The organism is Synechococcus sp. Cruz-7E5, from assembly GCF_024345995.1.
Taxonomy (GTDB): domain Bacteria; phylum Cyanobacteriota; class Cyanobacteriia; order PCC-6307; family Cyanobiaceae; genus Regnicoccus_A.
Genome location: NZ_JAGQCE010000012.1, coordinates 26,615 through 43,055, shown reverse-complemented (window position 1 = coordinate 43,055; position 16,441 = coordinate 26,615). Strand labels below are relative to the sequence as shown.

The 16,441-nt window shown below is 67.4% G+C and carries 23 protein-coding genes and 1 riboswitch; of the genes, 10 read left to right on the top strand and 13 right to left on the bottom strand.

The genetic code is table 11. The features are described 5' to 3' along the window. Positions 1-38 precede the first annotated feature (38 nt). The 7 genes from KBY77_RS12505 to KBY77_RS12475 are packed head-to-tail and all read left to right on the top strand — an operon-like array spanning position 39 to position 5,140. Entirely contained in the window at positions 39-248 is a 210-nt protein-coding gene (locus KBY77_RS12505) for a hypothetical protein (RefSeq protein WP_255104966.1), read from the top strand. Next, positions 248-1,069 carry a hypothetical protein gene (locus KBY77_RS12500; RefSeq protein WP_255104964.1) on the top strand — a complete coding sequence of 274 codons (822 nt, stop codon included), beginning with the start codon at positions 248-250 and terminating at the stop codon, positions 1,067-1,069. The genes KBY77_RS12505 and KBY77_RS12500 overlap by 1 nt, the downstream gene beginning before the upstream one ends. A gap of 2 nt (positions 1,070-1,071) precedes the next feature. Further along, positions 1,072-1,326: a hypothetical protein gene (locus KBY77_RS12495; protein WP_255104961.1), complete on the top strand. Its 255-nt coding sequence runs from the start codon at positions 1,072-1,074 to the stop codon at positions 1,324-1,326. Between the two features lie 53 nt (positions 1,327-1,379). Continuing rightward, the gene (locus tag KBY77_RS16540; RefSeq protein ID WP_261352212.1) at positions 1,380-2,642 is read left to right on the top strand and encodes a collagen-like protein; all 1,263 of its coding nucleotides are present in this window, start codon (positions 1,380-1,382) and stop codon (positions 2,640-2,642) included. Continuing rightward, positions 2,642-3,067, top strand: coding sequence for a hypothetical protein (locus tag KBY77_RS12485; protein ID WP_255104958.1), 426 nt, complete (start codon positions 2,642-2,644; stop codon positions 3,065-3,067). Before KBY77_RS16540 ends, KBY77_RS12485 begins: the two co-directional genes overlap by 1 nt. Further along, entirely contained in the window at positions 3,067-3,936 is an 870-nt protein-coding gene (locus KBY77_RS12480) for a hypothetical protein (protein ID WP_255104956.1), read from the top strand. Before KBY77_RS12485 ends, KBY77_RS12480 begins: the two co-directional genes overlap by 1 nt. Positions 3,937-3,940: 4 nt before the next feature. Beyond that, positions 3,941-5,140, top strand: coding sequence for a hypothetical protein (locus KBY77_RS12475; RefSeq protein ID WP_255104954.1), 1,200 nt, complete (start codon positions 3,941-3,943; stop codon positions 5,138-5,140). 54 nt (positions 5,141-5,194) lie between these two features. Here the strand turns inward: KBY77_RS12475 and KBY77_RS12470 are convergent, their stop codons facing one another. Beyond that, on the bottom strand, positions 5,195-7,441 hold the full coding sequence (locus KBY77_RS12470) for an ATP-binding protein (protein ID WP_255104953.1): 2,247 nt from the start codon (positions 7,439-7,441) through the stop codon (positions 5,195-5,197). 205 nt (positions 7,442-7,646) lie between these two features. Between KBY77_RS12470 and KBY77_RS12465 the strand changes: the two genes are divergently transcribed. After that, positions 7,647-8,267 carry a hypothetical protein gene (locus tag KBY77_RS12465; protein WP_255104950.1) on the top strand — a complete coding sequence of 207 codons (621 nt, stop codon included), beginning with the start codon at positions 7,647-7,649 and terminating at the stop codon, positions 8,265-8,267. A gap of 127 nt (positions 8,268-8,394) precedes the next feature. Here KBY77_RS12465 and KBY77_RS12460 read toward each other — a convergent pair whose 3' ends face one another. From KBY77_RS12460 to KBY77_RS12435, 6 genes are all read right to left on the bottom strand, one after another. Next, complete coding sequence (locus tag KBY77_RS12460) at positions 8,395-8,943, bottom strand: GNAT family N-acetyltransferase (protein ID WP_255104947.1); 549 nt, start codon at positions 8,941-8,943, stop codon at positions 8,395-8,397. 25 nt (positions 8,944-8,968) lie between these two features. Then, on the bottom strand, positions 8,969-9,574 hold the full coding sequence (locus tag KBY77_RS12455; protein WP_255104943.1) for a HupE/UreJ family protein: 606 nt from the start codon (positions 9,572-9,574) through the stop codon (positions 8,969-8,971). A 23-nt stretch (positions 9,575-9,597) separates the two neighbouring features. Continuing rightward, positions 9,598-9,762, bottom strand: a riboswitch (cobalamin riboswitch). A gap of 19 nt (positions 9,763-9,781) precedes the next feature. Continuing rightward, positions 9,782-10,333: a phosphoglycerate kinase gene (locus KBY77_RS12450; RefSeq protein WP_255104941.1), complete on the bottom strand. Its 552-nt coding sequence runs from the start codon at positions 10,331-10,333 to the stop codon at positions 9,782-9,784. After that, positions 10,330-10,953: a HupE/UreJ family protein gene (locus tag KBY77_RS12445; protein WP_255104938.1), complete on the bottom strand. Its 624-nt coding sequence runs from the start codon at positions 10,951-10,953 to the stop codon at positions 10,330-10,332. The genes KBY77_RS12450 and KBY77_RS12445 overlap by 4 nt, the downstream gene beginning before the upstream one ends. A 33-nt stretch (positions 10,954-10,986) precedes the next feature. Further along, a complete protein-coding gene (locus tag KBY77_RS12440) occupies positions 10,987-11,412 on the bottom strand; it encodes a hypothetical protein (RefSeq protein ID WP_255104933.1) in 426 nt (141 codons plus the stop codon). Between the two features lie 14 nt (positions 11,413-11,426). Then, positions 11,427-11,678, bottom strand: a complete 252-nt coding sequence (locus KBY77_RS12435) for a DUF3721 domain-containing protein (protein WP_255104929.1) — start codon at positions 11,676-11,678, stop codon at positions 11,427-11,429. Positions 11,679-11,836: 158 nt separating this feature from the next. On the opposite strand from KBY77_RS12435, the gene KBY77_RS12430 reads away from it, so the two are divergent. Both KBY77_RS12430 and KBY77_RS12425 read left to right on the top strand, forming a co-directional pair. After that, a complete protein-coding gene (locus KBY77_RS12430; RefSeq protein WP_255104925.1) occupies positions 11,837-12,247 on the top strand; it encodes a MerR family transcriptional regulator in 411 nt (136 codons plus the stop codon). A 664-nt stretch (positions 12,248-12,911) separates the two neighbouring features. Next, entirely contained in the window at positions 12,912-13,130 is a 219-nt protein-coding gene (locus KBY77_RS12425; protein ID WP_255104921.1) for a hypothetical protein, read from the top strand. A gap of 5 nt (positions 13,131-13,135) precedes the next feature. Here the strand turns inward: KBY77_RS12425 and KBY77_RS12420 are convergent, their stop codons facing one another. The 6 genes from KBY77_RS12420 to KBY77_RS12395 form a co-directional block, all read right to left on the bottom strand. Next, positions 13,136-13,396: a hypothetical protein gene (locus KBY77_RS12420; protein WP_255104918.1), complete on the bottom strand. Its 261-nt coding sequence runs from the start codon at positions 13,394-13,396 to the stop codon at positions 13,136-13,138. Between the two features lie 60 nt (positions 13,397-13,456). Then, positions 13,457-13,699: a DUF433 domain-containing protein gene (locus KBY77_RS12415; RefSeq protein ID WP_255104914.1), complete on the bottom strand. Its 243-nt coding sequence runs from the start codon at positions 13,697-13,699 to the stop codon at positions 13,457-13,459. A gap of 70 nt (positions 13,700-13,769) precedes the next feature. After that, complete coding sequence (locus tag KBY77_RS12410; RefSeq protein WP_255104911.1) at positions 13,770-14,681, bottom strand: RAD52 family DNA repair protein; 912 nt, start codon at positions 14,679-14,681, stop codon at positions 13,770-13,772. Between the two features lie 36 nt (positions 14,682-14,717). After that, on the bottom strand, positions 14,718-14,930 hold the full coding sequence (locus tag KBY77_RS12405) for a hypothetical protein (RefSeq protein WP_255104909.1): 213 nt from the start codon (positions 14,928-14,930) through the stop codon (positions 14,718-14,720). A 109-nt stretch (positions 14,931-15,039) separates the two neighbouring features. Further along, positions 15,040-15,672 (bottom strand): siphovirus Gp157 family protein, encoded by a 633-nt coding sequence (locus tag KBY77_RS12400; protein WP_255104906.1) that lies wholly within the window; start codon positions 15,670-15,672, stop codon positions 15,040-15,042. A 54-nt stretch (positions 15,673-15,726) separates the two neighbouring features. Continuing rightward, a complete protein-coding gene (locus tag KBY77_RS12395) occupies positions 15,727-16,218 on the bottom strand; it encodes an SLOG family protein (protein WP_255104904.1) in 492 nt (163 codons plus the stop codon). Positions 16,219-16,441: the final 223 nt, after the last annotated feature.

Below are 16,441 nucleotides of genomic sequence, written 5' to 3'. Positions count from 1 at the left end.
TCAGTGGCAATAGAAGGCGTGACCTGCTGGGGGAGCGGATGACGTCTTGGGGTGCGCTCGGGCTGTCGTTGCGGGGGCCGGAAGGCCCGGTAGGGCCGAGCGTCTGGGGAGGCATCGGCGGCAGCCTGAGCAGCCAAGCCGACCTGCAGGCGGCACTCACCCTCAAGCTCGACGCCTCACGGCTGACGGTGGGGCCAACGCCACCGGCCAATCCCCAGGTCAACGACCTCTGGGTGGACACGAACTGATGGCGATCACGAGCCGTGACCAGCTGATCGCCGCGCTGGCGAACTCACGCCACGCGCTGTTCGACAAGGCTTCGGTCGCCAACGCCGTGGCTGGCCGCTTCTATTCGCTCTGGCGGGCGACGGGACAGCCGGGGCAGGGTGCGATCCCGGCGATGCAGGCCGTCTGCAACAAGGACTTGCTCGGTGCTCTGCCCCTGGTCAACCAGACGCCACCTGTGACGAACTATCTCGCCTGGGTGGATGTCGCCACGGGGAACGCCACCAGCACCCTGGAGATTCATGACCGGCTCTGCCATCAGGGCGGCCTGTCCGGAACCATCGCATCACCGACGGCCCAGACCACCAACCTGCCGCTGACTCTTGCCGGAGTACCGACGGAGCGGATCGGCGCGGAGGATCACAGCCAGCTGCAGTGGTGGCTGGAGTGGTACACGGACACGGGCTCCACGGCGGTGAGCGCCACTGTGAACGTGACCTACAGCGACGACTCCAGCAGCAACGTGGTGGTGCCGCTGGCGGCCACCAGCCGCAGCTCGGGCCTCTATCAAATCCTGCCGTTTGCCGCCGGCAAAACGGGGATCAAAGCGGTCAACAGCGTCACCCTCAGTGCCACTACCGGCACCGCCGGCAATTTCGGTGTGACCTGCACCCGCTACCGCGCTGGCCTGTTCACGGTGGTGGCGAACAAGGCGGAGGTCTTCGACTGGGCCGCCCTGGCGCTGCCGGAGATCGCCAACGATTCCTGCCTGGCGCTGCTCCAGCTCTGCACCACCACCACCACCGGGATCTCCAAGGGTGTCGTCCGTTTTGCGGCCGGCTGAGCATGAACCGCAGCAGCCGTGATCGCGTCCTGCCCTGCAGCGGTGGCTCAGACCGCTGGGACCGGGGCCCAGCCGGAGCGATCATCACCACCGAGTTCTTCTGGCTCGAGGACCTGCCGCCGCCGCTGGGCAGCGGCGAATTCGCCAGCTGGAATGGCAACACCTGGATCCTCAGGCCCTGCAGGGTCTGGAGCGGCACGGACTGGGTGGTGAAACCACTGCGGATCTGGAGCGGCGCTGACTGGCGCCTGGCCTGACCGGGCCTGCTCGCCTCAATGGCAATAGGACGTGAGGACGCACGGCTGAGCTGATGACCGCCTGGGCGAACACCGGCTCGATCCGCGGACCGCAGGGGGTGCCGGGTCCCACGGGGCCGACGGGACCGGCAGGCCCGGCAGGCAGCCAGGGAAATGCTGGTCCCCAGGGTTCACCTGGCCCCGCCGGCAGCCAGGGGCCAGCGGGAGCGACCGGCCCAGCCGGAAGTGCGGGAGCAGCGGGACCGCAGGGACCGGCAGGCCCGCAGGGCACCGCCGGCACGGGCATCAACCTCAAGGGCAGTGTTGCCACCTTCTCGGCGCTGCCAAGCAGCGGGCAGGTGCAGGGTGACGCCTACATCGTTCAGGACGAGAACAACAGTCTCTACAGCTGGAATGCTTCCGGTAGCGCCTGGGTGAACGCCGGGCCGATCTCAGGCCCCGCTGGCCCGGCTGGCCCGACCGGCAGCGTGGGCCCGGCAGGTCCCGCCGGGCCAAGCGGACCGGCCGGCAGCACCGGTGCCGCAGGGCCGCAGGGCATCCAAGGGCCGATCGGTGCCACCGGCCTCGCGGGCGCCCAGGGTGCCCGTGGCACCGGCTGGTTCGTGGGCAGCGGCCCACCGCCGGCTTCTATTCCTGGTCAGATCGAGGGGGATCTCTACCTCGATCAGAGCAACGGCGACGTCTACAAACTCGGCGCGGCACCGACGGGAACCCCGGTGGCCAGCCTGCCGGCGATCGGTGCTGCCTACGAGGGCGGCTTCTACGGCGGGCTGATCTCCCAGAGCATGAATGGCGTGGCCACCCACGCCTTGATCATTGCGCCCAAGGCAACAGGCCAGAGCGTGAGGGCCTGCAAGACCACGGGCACGCTCACCACCGGCGCCAGCAGTACGTTCGATGGCTGGGCGAACAGCAACGCCGCCAACGATGCCGCCCACCCGGCGACCCAATGGGCGCGTGGGCTTTCGATCGCGACATTCTCCGACTGGTACATCCCGGCGCTGTTCGAGCTGGAGATCCTCTACCGGCGTTTCAAGCCGGATGGCAGCGAGGGAAATGTGACCAGCCACGGCGCCAACCCCTATGCGGTGCCGGCCAGTGCCAACTACACCTTCTCGTCTCCGGCTCAGACCGCCTTCCCGCTCTTTGTTGATGGAGCAGCGGAGGCCTTCTTTGCCGGCGGGATGGGCACCTCCACGCAGGACTCGGCCACCACCCACGAGGTGCAGGACTGGTTCTATGGCAGCTGGGAGCCGCTGGGCAAGACGTTTCCCCAGACGGTGCGGGCGATCCGCAAGATCCCGGTGATCCCCTGATGCCCAGCTGGGTTCCGCGGATCGACACGCCCAGGCGGGCCCTTGAGCAGCAGAGCAGTGGGCCGCTCAGCGGCCCGTCGGTGCTGGATCTGAGCTTTGCGGGCCTCGGCGTGGATGGGCTCTTCCTGGAGGTGAGCTGCTCGGTGGCGGCCTGGGTGAGCTTTTACGACTCCGCGGCGGCACGAACGGCGGACGGGGCCAGGCCGATCGAGGAGGACCCGCCGCTTTCAGCCGGTGTGCTGCTGGATCTGCGCTTTTCGGCTGAAACGTCGCTGCTCAAACTCGCGCCGGGCAGCAGCTACAGCAATGGCGAAAGCCCCCTGCAGCAACGGCTCTGGGCGCGGCTGCGCACCGAGGCCGCAGGTGCCCACACGGCCACGTTGGCTGTGCTGGCCCTGGTGCTCAACGATTCGGTGGGCGGCTGATGGCGGCGACGATCACCGATCTCAGCCGCCGGGGAGACCAGGGCTTTGCGCTCCCGGCCCTCTTTGGCGAAGTGGAAGGCCATCTGGCCTCCTGGATCACGACCGCCAACAGCCAGAACCCCACCCAGCTGCTGAGCCTGCTCACCGGCCCTGCCGGTGCACCGGGTTTCTGCGGCTGGACGATCAAGGCGCAGCTCGCGGCGCTCAGTGGCGGTCAGCCGGTGGAGCTGATGGGCCAGTGGGTGGCGAACCTGAGCAGCGGCGCAGTTACGGCCCACGCCGCCATGGCGTCGGGCTTCTCGCCGGGCGCGGCTCTGGGTGGCCATGGCAGCCTTACCGGCGGGGTGGGCAGCACAAACTCCGCCATCACCCTGCCCCCAGGGCCGCTGCCCCTGGGGGCGGTGGTGGCATCGAGCCTGGCTGCAGGCCAGGAGTTCTTCTGCTTTGCCTTCTCGCAGCACTCCTTCTCCAACCGCCAGGCAGTGGCGCTGCTGATCGCCAAGGATGTGGTTTCGGGCCAGTGGCACCTGTCGCTCACCGACATGGCCGGGGTGATCGCCACGGTGGCCTGGAACCTGGCGCGGCCCCAGGTTCAGCTCGCCACTGCCTTCCGCGTTGACTTCTTCTCCTCGGGGTTTCCGCTGATGCTGGTGCGCCCGGCCCAGTGGCTGCCGCTCACCCCAACGATCGTTTTCACCACGCCGCTGCCGCCGGTGCAGTGGTGGGATCCGGTGGCCTTGCCGGCGGATCTGGCGATCTACAACCGCACCTTCACGAGCCTCGGCTACATCAAGGCGGCCGATGGCAGTGAGTGGCTGCAACTCGGCCCCTCACGGTTGGTGGTGCGGCTCAAGGATCCGGTGAGCTGACGCGATGACCCTCACCTGCTCCGCCCTGCAATGGCCGCTCTGGAACTGGACCAGCAAGCTGGCCACTGATCCGGGCCTCAAGCTCGCGGAGGCCTTCACTGCCTTCTCGGCGGAGGTGAACGACACACCAGCCAATGCCTTGGTGCCGCTGTCGCTGATCAAGGATCACAACGCCGCGACGGGGCCCACCACCTACGGCTACGTCTGGCGGCTGGGCCATCCGCAGACTCCGGTGCTGCTCAGCTTCTCCAACAGCTCCAAGGTTCAGGGCTACAACTCCAGCAGCAGCTCCGCCCGCCTGCAACTCGGCCTCGAGAGCGCCTATACCAACGACAGCAGCAACGGCGGCTACGGCAGCTTTTCGGCGACGCTATTCAGCGTCACTGCCGGCCTGTCGCACTACGCCTCCGATGGCACACCGGCCTGGGAGCTCGCCGGCTTTCTGCTGATTCAGGCCGATACGACGCCGGGCCGTGAGTTCTTCTGCTACACGATCGCGCCGATCGGGACCGACATCAACACGCAGAATCACACCCTGCTGCTGTTCCGCTCGCCGACGGTGAGCGGCTGGAGTGTGTTGCTCAACCGCTCCAACTCCTATACCGGCATGTTCTATTCACAGAACAGCTACACCTGGAGCAACAACGCCCTGGTGGCGGCCTCGATCATTCCGCTGCCGCCCACTGGCAACGATCAGCAGCTGATTCGTGGCTGTGGGTTGTATGCAAACACCACCAGCGGCATTTTCGCGCCGGGGATCCTCCAACCCCGCATCGCGCTGCCGGAGTGCTTCTGGTTGGGCAGCAACCAGCACTCGGACCCGCGCCGTCTGGGCCGGGTGAGCAACCCCGGCGGTGCCGGCACCTTCTATCAACTGGCGGCAGCAGCCAGCGGAGCCTGTGACATCTGGTATCTGCACCCACCCGGTACCTCGCCACGGGCGGGCTGGGACACGGTCGGTTCCCTGCCCTGGAACACGATCTCGGATCGTCTGAGCTTCTGCCCGCTGCTCACTCCAGGCCCTGTGGCGATGGGTCCAACCACCGGCCCGGACTTCCTGATCGACTGGTCAACGGCAGCGCTCGGTGCCCCGGGCGTGCGACAGCACCCCTTCTATGCCAAGCAGCTCCAGGGGGGCGGGGGATCGGGTGGCGGCAGCGGCCGACCGAGCACCGGAGTGCTGTGGCCGCGTGGGACGCCATGAGCTTTCCCTGGTGCTGTCGATTCGGCTGCGGTGAAGCTCAGGGCGGCCCTGCTCTCAAGACTTGTTCTCCTCCATCACCGTCCCTCTTCTGCCTGTCGCTCCTGCGGTCTGCCGCAGCCGCTTGGGCACCCGCTTTTTCTTGATTTCCTTTCTCCTGGGATAAGCCGCCAGGGCGCATTGCAACCAGCGGCGGTGCTCCTGCTGCAGGTTCAGCGGCGACTCGATCCGCACCCCGCCGCCCAGGGCATAGATCCAGCGACGCAGGTCCGAGTCACGCTCCAGGGTCCAGAGCGGCAGGTCGATCTCCACCGGATAGGGGTGGCTGGAGCGGCTGCACGGCAGCAGCGCCTCCTGCTCACCCAGCGCGCTGATCACCCCATCACCGGGGAGGGGGCGCGAGAGGCGCACCGCCGCCGCCGGGAAGCGCCGCACCTCCTCTCGGAGCAAGGCAAAGGCAGCGGCATCACAGCTCAGGCGCAAGGTGCCCATCGCCTTGGCGCGTTGCTTCGATGGCTTCCCGCAGACCGCTTGCTGCGCCGGTTGGGCATCACCGAACTCAAGGCTGCCGCAGCAGTGCTGCAAGGTTTCGCCGCGCAGCAGCGCCGCCGCGTGGGACGGCTGGCTGCGGCAGCTGCCGATTTCGATCCGGCGCAGCCCCAACTGATCGATCCGGCGGCAGGCCAGTAAGCCCTCCATCTGGCCGATGTGGTCGTGCTCAAACAGCAGGTACCAGGCACTGGTGTGGAAGATCAACTGCAACGGCCACACCCGGATTTCCTCCAGCCCCGCATGGGAGGTAGCTATCGCGGTGAGCACCACCCGCTGGTGCTGCTGAATGGCGCCGCGCAGCTGCTCGGCCTGCTCGGTGTTGAGCAGGGTGCCGCCTCTGCGCTGATCCCCCGCCAACAGGGAGCGATTGAAAAAGGTCCGCACCGGCGGGACGCTCTCGATGGCGATGCCGCTGCGCTGCAACCTCGTGCCCAGCTCCCGGGCGATGGCCTGTCCGCTGGGATCACCGAGCCGATCGGCATTGGCCTGCAGCAGCCCATGGATTTCCACCTGCAGCGGCAAGGGCAGCAGCGAGGCACCGAGGGCGTAGCCGTGGCGGCCACTGCCTGCCGCATCACGAAAGCCATAGGGCGTGAGCACGGTGGTGATGCTCTGGTGCAACTGGCGGGGGGTCCAGCAGTGACGGCCGCCGCTGAGGGTCGCCAGCCTTGCGGCGAGGTGGTGGTCGATCGCCACCCCCTCCTGTCGATCAAAGGGGTGGTGAAGGATGTGGCGCAGCAGGGTGAGCGCACGGCAAAAGGTCTCGCGATCACCGAGCGCAGACCAGCCGCCCGCGCTGAGCGGTTGCGTCGCGGGCCAGGGCGGCGGCTCCACCGCCCGCATCGGCCCGGTCTCCCCCTGCTCGGAGTTGACGCGCCAGGCGGCGGTGAACCCCTGCTGCCGCAACCAGTTCAGATCGGCTGCGATCGCGCTCACGTCCGCATAACAAGGCCCATGGGTCCGGGCGAGCAGGGCCGCCGCCCGCTCGGCCAGGCCCGCAGATTCCTCGGGGGAGGTCTGGACGTTGGTCGCGGTCAGTTCCGGCTGGCGGCTGAGCAGCTGGATCAGGTGGAGCAGCCGCTCGCACTCCAGCAGGCGCGAATAGCCATGAGGAATCAGCCGGGCGTCCCGGTTGCGGGCGGCGCTGATCCGCCGCTCCAACTTCCCCAGCACCACCTGCAGGTGCGGCTCCAGGGGCTCATGGTGATGGGGTTCGACGCAGACCACCGCCGCGAAACCCTCCGAGCGGCTGGGCGAGAAGGCAGCCTCAGACAGGAGGGAGACATGGTTGTCGATCACCTGCTCGGGGACGCTGTGATCACGGCGCCGGTTCCATTGCTGACAGAGCTCGCGCGGTGTGCGCAGCCACCAGCCGATCCACTCCACCGGCACCGGCAGCTCCAGCTTCTGGGTGATCGCGAGGCGCCAGGAACGGCGCGAGAAGGTGGCCTCGACAATCACCGGAGCGCCTGAGCCGACAGCCTCCTGGATGCTTTGGTGCATCACCGCGGCGATGTCATCCCAGGGGCCAAGGACACCGCGATCACCAAAGATTTCGGCGCGAATCTCGCGGCTGCTGATGTAACAGGGCGGTGCTGAATCGGGCCCGCTCAGAAGAGTGGCCAGGTGGCGGGCGAGGGTGGACTTGCCGCTGGACGGCGGGCCGATCAGCAGGTGGCAGCGCAGCGGCCGAGCCGGCTGCTCCGAGGTGTGGCGGCGTTGCTCGGCAGTCGCGGACGGGAAGGAAGTCATGGGCGTTGGATCGAAGGACACATCCCCAGCTCCATTGGGCAGCAAGTGGCGCTGCCATTCCTGCTGCATTCATCACGATTCGGTAGCGCTGCTTGCCGTGCTGGTGGCGGTCAGTACCAAAGGCCGATTACGGCCGTGGTGGCAGGAGTATTCCGCCACCCGCCGACCAGCGCGAGATCCGCTGCCTGCTCCGATTCGACCTCCAATGCGCCCTGCCACCGGCCTGCGTGTGGCCACCGACCTGTTCCATCAGCACCTGCTCGACAGACTCGCCCCCCTGCACTCGCCGCCGCTGCAGTGGCGGAGCTTGAGCCAGTGGTGTGACCTGCTGCTGACTGGCGAGCTGGAGGCGGTACTGCTGGCGAGCGTTGGCCCTGAGCTGGAGGCCCCACCTGCATGGTTGGAGGGGATGGCCTGGCTGCCCTTGGGCCGCTGGAGGCTGCTCCTCGCCAGCCGGTTGAACGGCACCGATTCCTCCGCCGCGCCACCGTCCCGAGCCTTCCGGTTCCTGGCACCGCCGGTGGCGGCAGCACCGGCGCTCCATCACGCCCTGGAGGAGCAGCAGCTGGCGGCCATCACCCCGCTCGAAGCTGTTGCCGCCATCGACTGGCTGGCGGCGTTGCAACGGGGTGATGCGCTGCTGCCGGTGCCGCCGTCCCTGCTGCAGACCAGCCCCTGGCGAGAGGCGGCGCTGACAGCGGTGTTGCCGTGGGAGCCGCTCGTGGAGCTCCTCTGGCTGCTGGTGCCCCATGAGCTCGCCAGCCATGCGGCTGTGCAGGCCATGGCCGCCAGGCTGCGGGAGCGGATCGCGGCGGCTTCAAGATGACTGTCTCAAGTCTCACAAAGTGCAGCCGCTGCAAGCGGTTACGTTCAAGCACCTCCAACGCCTCCCCCACCCGCATGGCCCTGTCCTCCCCGATCAAGAGCTCGGCAAAGGCGACGTGTTGTTCGATTCAGTGGAGCAGTTGGACCATCACCAGGGCATCGACATAGCCCAGCTGCCTGTGACGAAATGCCCCCGGCAGGGTGCCGATGATCTGAAAGCCGTTCTGCTGCCAGCAGCGGATGCCGGCGGTGTTGGTGCTCACCACCAGGTTGAACTGCATCGCTCGGAAGCCCAGCCGCCGGGCGGCCTGGAGCGAGTGCCGGCAGAGGCGGCTGCCGATGCCCTGACGCCGGCAGTGCACGGCCACCACGTAGCCGGCGTTGGCCACATGGGCGCCGAGGGCGAGGGAGTTGGGCCTGAGGTAGTAGGTGCCCACCACGGCTCCGGTGGAACCGATGGCCACCATGACGGCCTGGCTCTCCTCCACCCACTGGGCCCGGGCCTCGACTTCTGTGATGGCCGGATCGTGGGGGAACGTCTCCCCGGCGCGAAACACCGGCTCCAGCAGCCGCCACACTCCAGGCCAGTCGGCTTCCTCGTAGGGGCGGATCTGTAGTGGCGTGGTGGGCGCGGCCAGCGGCGAGGGGGATCGGGGGGATGGTGATCCTCTTCCCATCGGGCGAAGCATCTCCTCTTCCGGCTCAGCGCATCAGTAAACCGATTGGCCCCAGGGCTGCCACCCCACCACAGAGCGCTAGCAGCAGGGCCACCCCTCGGGTCCAGGCCAGGGGCAGGCGCCGCAACAGCAGGAAGCTGCCGCCGCTCACCAGCACCGAACCTGCGAACGCCCCCAGCCACCAGAGAGCGGCGGAACCATCGGCCGGGGCCTCCAGGCCGTGGAGCATGGCGTGAACAGCCACCGCTGAGGCCACCAGGGCGGCGCAGGAGCCCAACTGGGGGCTTTGCTGAGAGCGGAGGCATCGCAGCACCAGCACCGCCACGGCGCTGATCGCCAGGGCTGCGAGAAATTCTTGGGCCGGCAACGTGCCGCCCATCGCCCCGAACACGCCGCCGCCAATGGCACCAGCCAGGGCCCAGAGCAGCAGTTGGGCGGAGATGCAGGAGGCAGCAGTCCCCACACCGATCAGCAGCAGCAGGTGATCGGTGCCGCTGATGGGGTGCAGGAAGCCCGCGGCGATGCCGCCGTGGGCGATGCCATGGGCCTGAGCGGGTTGATCGAGCAGCAGCGCCAGGGCTGCCGCACCGCCGAACAGGGCCAGGGTTCTGGCCGAGAAGGTCTGGGTCATCGAGAGGTCCGGTCCGCGCCGGGGATGAAGGGGTTGTGCACGGCGAGCGTTCTGACTGAAGGGGCCAGGGCCCCCATCACAGCTGCGGGACAGCGCCGGATTCGGCTCAGGACGAACCTGCACCCCACCGGACTTTCCTCGTTGCCTCCAGGGAGTGACCCGCTGGAACCGTTGCTTCCATTGTGTGGCGCCGTGGCCGTGTGGGCATTACTGGGGGTGACGGATCAGCCAGCCCAGCATCAGCAGGGATGAAGCGGTGATCCAGCTGCCACCCACCCGCAGGGCGATGGCCAGCCAACGGCGATGCGGAGGGGCCAGGGGCAGGGAAAGCAGGGTGCTCAGCACCGCAATGGCCACGGTCTCCCCCAACAGGGCCGCTAGAGCTCCCGCATGGCCGGCCAGTGCCGAGCCCGCCACGAGGGCGAACAGCGAGGTCAGAACGGCAGCCAAAGGCAACAACACCACAGGCCGCAGCCGCACCTCCAGGGCCACGAGCAACCCAAGCCCAGCCACCAAGGCGGTGCACAACAGCGACAGGAGCAGTTCCGAAGGCAGGGTCAGACCGATCAGGCCCCCTAGCAGCCAGGCCAGTGGCAGCAGCAAGGGCAGGCGATCGCCGTAGGGTCTGCCGGCCTGCACGCTCAGCAGCACCAGGCCGATCACGAGCAGCAGATCCGTGGGCTCCAGGAACAGCCGGGCCATCCCATCCCCCCAGGGGCCCAGGCCAGTGGGCGCCAGATGGGCCAGCGGCAGATTCATGTCAAGGCCTGCTCCAGAAACCACAGCCCCACCAACGCCACACAACCGCCGGCCCACTGCACGAAGCGTCGTCCTCCAGGCCAGCGACGCGTTTCACCCAGCAGGATCCCCACCAGGTGCAGCAGGCCTGTCGCCAGTACAAAGGCCAGGCTGTAGAGCAGGGCGTTGCTGCCGTCGGGCAGTTCAGCGCCGTGGGCATGGCCGTGGAACACCGCAAAGGCGGCCACGATCAGCGCCGCCAACCAGAGCGGCGGCTTCAGCTCGAACAGCACCATCAGGCCCATCACCAGGCCCGAGGCGGCGATGCCGATCTCCACCCCCGGAATCGGAACGCCCAGGAGGCCGAGCAGCCCTCCGAAAGCCATCACCATCGGAAACGCCACCGGCAGCACCCACAGGGCTGGCGAGCCGAGCACCGCACCCCAGAGGCCCACGGCCACCATCGCCACGACGTGATCGAGGCCCGAGATGGGGTGAAGCAAGCCGGCAACGAAACCACCACCAGGGTGTGCATCGGCATGGGCCCAGGCAGACGTCGGCACCAAGGCCAGGGCGACACTGGCCGGTAAGGCCCATCGCCTGTGGATTCGCTTCATCAGGCGCAGGCCGTTGCGTTTCATCCTGGATCTGCTGCCCGGCTCCAAGGGATGCCCCTATTGAGGGTGCTCGGAGCAGGGCATCCAGAGGGAGCCCATGGCATGGGCGCCGCTGCAGCCCAGCTGCCGGGCCCGATCCAGGGCCTGCTGGCGGGTTGGGTAGGCCATCAGGTTCGGCGGCGTCTGGCCGGCGGAACTTTGATGGTGCTGATGCAGGGCACTGGGTGGAGCCCCCAGACGCCGCGGGCCCATGCCCTCGAGACCTGCCCACCAGACCCCCATCACATTCACGCCCGCCACCAGCACGCCCATTCCCACGACGCAGGCATTGAGGACGCCCATCCCCACCACGCCGATGCTGATGACCCCCATTGGCACCACGCCGATACTCACCACCCCCATCGGCACGATGCCGATCGAGATGATGCCCAGGGGCGCCACACCGAAGGCGATCCGCTTGGGCTTGTCGCCACATTGCGCCATGGGAGTGCTCGGCCTCAGTGGGAGGGCCCGGAGCCCTGGCCATCACCGTGCTTGGCACAGGGCATCCACTGGTTGCCCATCTTGTGGGCGCCTGTGCAGTTGAAGTGGAGTTTGGCCGCCTTCTCCGCTTCTGCCTGGGTTGGATAGAGCGCTGGCACGCCGCCGGAACCGGTGGCTGGAGCGGCAAGGCCAGCGGCTGAGAGCAAGAGGTTGGCGCCGATCGCGGCTGCCGTCCGGGCTGCCCATGGACTGGAAAGGCTCGACATGGAACAGGGGGGCGGAGCGAGCGCAGGGCTAACTGCTGAACACCAAGCCTACCAAAAGCCTCCAGCAGAGCACTCTTAGTGGAGAGTGGTGATTTGTGCGCCTCCTCGCCTGCCGATGCCTAAACTTGCAAGGCTCCATCAAATGGAGGGTTTCCGCCGTGGCCCGCCAGGGATCACTGTCATCGTCGCCTGCTCCCAGCCTGCGCATCGGCGAAGTGGCCAGGCGTACAGGCCTCCCGGTGAAGACGATTCGCTACTACTGCGACGAGGGATTGCTCCAGCCCAGGACTCGCTCCGCAGCTGGATACCGATTGTTTGATGAGGAGAATCTCGCTGAGCTGGCGATCATTCGAGCCCTGCGGGCGATGGATGTATCGATTCCCGAGTTGGCGAGGATCCTGGAAGTGCGGCGAGCTGGTGTCTGCAACTGCTCTGTCCTGAAAGACAGCATTGCGGCAAAGATGGAATCGATCAACCTGCGGATCGGTGAGCTCGCCACCATGAAGGATGAGCTGGCGCGTCTGCTCGGCAGCTGGCAGGACTGCGGGGGCTCCAAACTTCAACGCTGAGCCATGAGCTTGCGCTGTCGCTGTTCCGCTGAAGCGTGTGGACCCCATGCCCAGCAGGAAGGCGCCCCGTGGGGGGCGCCTTAGCACCGGTTGCGGATCATCGCCTTGGCATCTGGGGCCTGACCGATCGGGTGTCTGTGTTTCACGCATGGCCTGTCTGGGGCCTGGCAGGTAAGGGATGGGATCACGTCTCCGGGAAGAGTTGCTCGGGGCTTGACCTTCTCGGCTGTGATCCGGGCCCGGGTTATGTAGCCCGGGATTTGAACACGCGGGGAACAGAACTGGCATATCGCTCTCTGCGGTTACGGGATGGCGTTCGCGCTGCGCCATCAAGTTCACGGTTGATGCCTCGCATGTTGGGCGTACCTCCGCTTTGCGCACCGGCTCGGGTGATCCCTGGCCGGACTCTCTTGGAGGGTGAGGGTCGGGTTGGCTACCGGGCCTCCCCTCAACTCCAAAGTACGCCTCTTTTCAGGCTGCAGCGGCTTCCAGAAGTACCTGTTCCCGTACCACTCTTGCGGCCTGTTCGGCGCAAGGACCCGCAGGCCTCGCCGTCGCCAGTTGGAGGGTTGGCTGGCAAGCCAGCACTGACGGCTCAGGGGAGGATTCGCACCCTCAGAACAGGGCTGCCAACCGGCTGTCGCTCTGGATCCGGCTGGGTACGGTGCCGATAGAGGCGAGCGATGGAATGCTGCGTGAGCTGGTGCTGGCCATCGGACTCCCCGTGGTCCTGCTGCTGCTGGCGGTGCTGGCCCTGGAGCACTGGGGCGATCGAATGCCGCGCTGGCTGCAACGCCTCTCCCAGCGGCCCTCCCTGCTGTGGAACACCGGCATCGGCCTGATCATCGGCCTGTCGCTGCTGCGCTGGCTGCTGCAGCGCTGAGGTGTTCAGGGAATGAACAGTTCCTCGTAGCCGCCGCTTTCGATGGCAGCGACCGCCGCCTGGAGCTCGCCTGTGACCTGGCGAATCCGCGGCCAGCTGGTTGTTGTCAGCACAAGGATCGCGATGCTGCGCCCGCTCAGATTCTGCTGATAACGCAGGTTGGTATCGGTGGTGATCAGTAGCTCGTAGCCCTCCTGCTCCGCCAAGCGAATCAGTTCGCCATTGGTGACGGTCGACCAACCCAGCTCATAAGCCGTGGCAATCACATGGCCAGTCAATGAACGGCGAAGAGGAACGGGGGTCCCTTGGTCGAACAAGATCCGCACTCAGGCCAGTGCGGCAGCAGCGGTGCTCCGAGCGGCGTGCTCCAGGACCAGCCGCGACTGCTCGAGGCTTACCCCTGGGAACAGTTCGACGAATTCAGCCAAGGAGACGCCGTCTTCCAGATTTTCAAACAGAGCCGCCACCGGAATCCGGGTACCGCGGAACACCCAGGCCCCGCTCAGGCGCTGAGGATCCCTTTCCACAGCACTGCAACCTGCCCAGCTCAGATCGGTTTGCATGGTCATGGCCCTCAGGGCGGCCGGACTCATGAATGGTAGGCAGCACCTCCTACCTGAGCTGCCGGATGACTGGATCTCAGGCAACGGTCTGGTGCTGCACCAGGAAGGCCTCGATCCAGTCGTGGTGTTGCTTCTGGGTAATGCGATCCGCGATCGAGCTGGCTGCCTCCGGCACCTGGAAGCGCTTGCGGAACGCCTTGGTGAAGCCTTCCAGCTGGAGCTGAGGAAGGCTGCGAACGGTGGCGTGAATCTGGCGGATCGTGGCGCCATCGAGGGGCAGTAGGGCCGCGTCCTCTTGGGCTGCTGCGACGCCCTCCGTCGCAGCAGTAGTGGAGGGCAAGCCCGCAGGCTGGTGGTTGGGAGCGTGGCCGTTGCCAGTCACTGAACGCCGCAACGGGCCGTTCCCTGCAGCGGTGCTGGAGGTGGTCCCGTTGGAGGGGCGCTCGGTGCTGTCCCCACGTGAGGAGGCCCCGGTGACGCTTGAGGTGACCTGCCGCTGCTGCTTGTCATAGAGCGCGAGCCCGAACGGGTTCCCGAAAGTCATCAGCGCCCGCTTCATGGCGTCGGTCTCGGCTTCCTTGAGAGCGGACTCATGCGCCTGGCCCAGGTCGACATCGATGCCGTGGCCGGCACCACTGCCCTCGCGCACGATCCCGCCGACGATCACCCGCACCCGAGCGGTGTAGGTGACGCCCCAGCCGTCGCGTTGCGGTGGATCGGAGGGCTTGCCCGGCTCACGGCCGATGCGGCGTTCGGCCTGGGAGACGCACTGCAACGCGACCGTCTCGCGCTGCCAGCCGTCGAACCCGAAGATCCGGTTGGCCTCGGCGATCGCCACCCAGCCCTCGATGTAGCTGACCTTGCCTCGGCCCTGGTCGCGCTGCTTGACGTTGGCGCGACTCAGGGGTGCCGCCAGGGCAGCGACCTGCTCGGCCGTGAGGGCGGACGCCTGAGCGAAAGAGCGGTCAATGGTGGTTGTCGTGGTCATGGCATTAAGGGGCAGGGTGGGAACAAGCGATGGGAGTCAGCTGGCGGGGCTGCCGCCGAGCAGGGCCTCGATCAGCACCCAGCAGGGCGGATCGCTGCAGAAGATGTGATCGGCAGAAGGGCGCCGCCCTGGGCGCCGGCCGATCGGCACCACCCAGCTGGCCAGGCGTGTGGACCAGATGTGGCCGCTGGGCCGGGGGCTGGTGGGGGTGGTTTTCGCGGTGGTGCTGCCGTAGCTGGAGAGATCCATGGCTCTGGTGAGGTGCAGATGTTGGAGATGGCCTGGTTGGTGATGGCGCTGACTGGATGCCCTGGGCCCGCCCCTGCAGCGGACCCGTATCGAGGGGGCTCTGCCCCCCTCAGGTGATGCGCCAGCTGCGGTGAGAGAGGAGCTGGACGCCGGGGATCTGCTGGCCGGCTTTGAGGGCCTGCTTGATGGCGGCCTTGTCGGGCTGGCTGGTGGTTTTCACCGTCAGCCACTCGGGAGCCAGGGCATGCTCGTCGTCGATCTCGACGGACTGGGATCTGCGGCTTGTGAGCTCGTGATTGGGGAAGCTGAACCGGGTGGCCTGCGGCTGCAGCCGGGTGAGGACCAGCACGAGGGAGTCCTCCAGGGCATCGGCCCGGCTGGCATCGGAGCGGCAGAGTTCCGTGAGGCGTTTGGCCTGCTGCTGGCGGTAGGCGGCCTGGCCGCGTAGGTGCTCGATCACCCAGCAGGTGGCATCGGCCTTGGCCGCCAGGGCCGCCTTGTTGCCCTCTTCTGCCATCAGGGCTGCTTCCAGTTCAGCGAGGGCCTGGTTGCGGCTATCGTCGTCATCGCTCTGCAGCTGCTCACCCAGCTCGCCGATGGCAGTTGTGAGCTCCTGGGCCTCGATGCCCAGCTGCCAGAGGGAACCGGTGCGCTGGAGAGAGCAGGCAGGGCCGGCGGCTTTGGCAGCAGCCCCCGCGGGGGCCGTGGCTGGAGCGGTGGGGATGGTGGTGAGAACGGGCATGACGGTGAGATGGATAGGGGGGATGCAACGGGCGCCGCAATGGCGGCCCTGGATTCAGGAGAGGGGGGTGGCAGCGGCCCAGGCGCTGGCGGATTCACTGACCTCCACCACGGCGATCGGCACCGGGGAGCGGGAGGCCAGGCGGCGGGCCTGGTGCACCAGTGAGGCGGTGCCGGGCCCACCGGGGAAGGCCACCACCAGCACGGAGGTGGAGACCCCAGGGGAGGTGTGGGCCACGGCCCTGGCCACAGCCAGTTCAAGCAGCTCCCGGTTGCGGATCGGCCCGGCGGCCCGGCCATGGCGCCGCCACTCGGCCGGCATGACCAGCGCCGACCAGCCCAGCTGATGGGCCGCGCGGGCGATGGCGGCATCGGCACCGCGGGCGCCGCCGTGGAGCAGCAGATGGACCAGCCGGCCGCCACTGCGGGCCAGCAGCTCAGCGGCAATGCGCTGATGGGACCAGGCCAGATCACGGCCGCCGCCGGCCGCGATCACAAGGGAACGACCGGCGCCGATAATGGGCCTGGATGAAGTACAAGCAGCCATGGAATCAGTTGCCGTAGGTGACAACTGATCGGGGCATCAATGCCGCTCAGACTTATGCGGCGGTGATGGCGAGATCAGGGGATGACGTTGCCGCAGGCGATGGGCTCGGGGCCTTTGGCGTGATCCTTATTCTACCAGTACAAAAGCACTAATGGGCAGGCTAAAAGACTGCTGCTACAGGCATCTGCCCAAGCTCATGCTGGAGGTGCCCCTTCTGGCTATC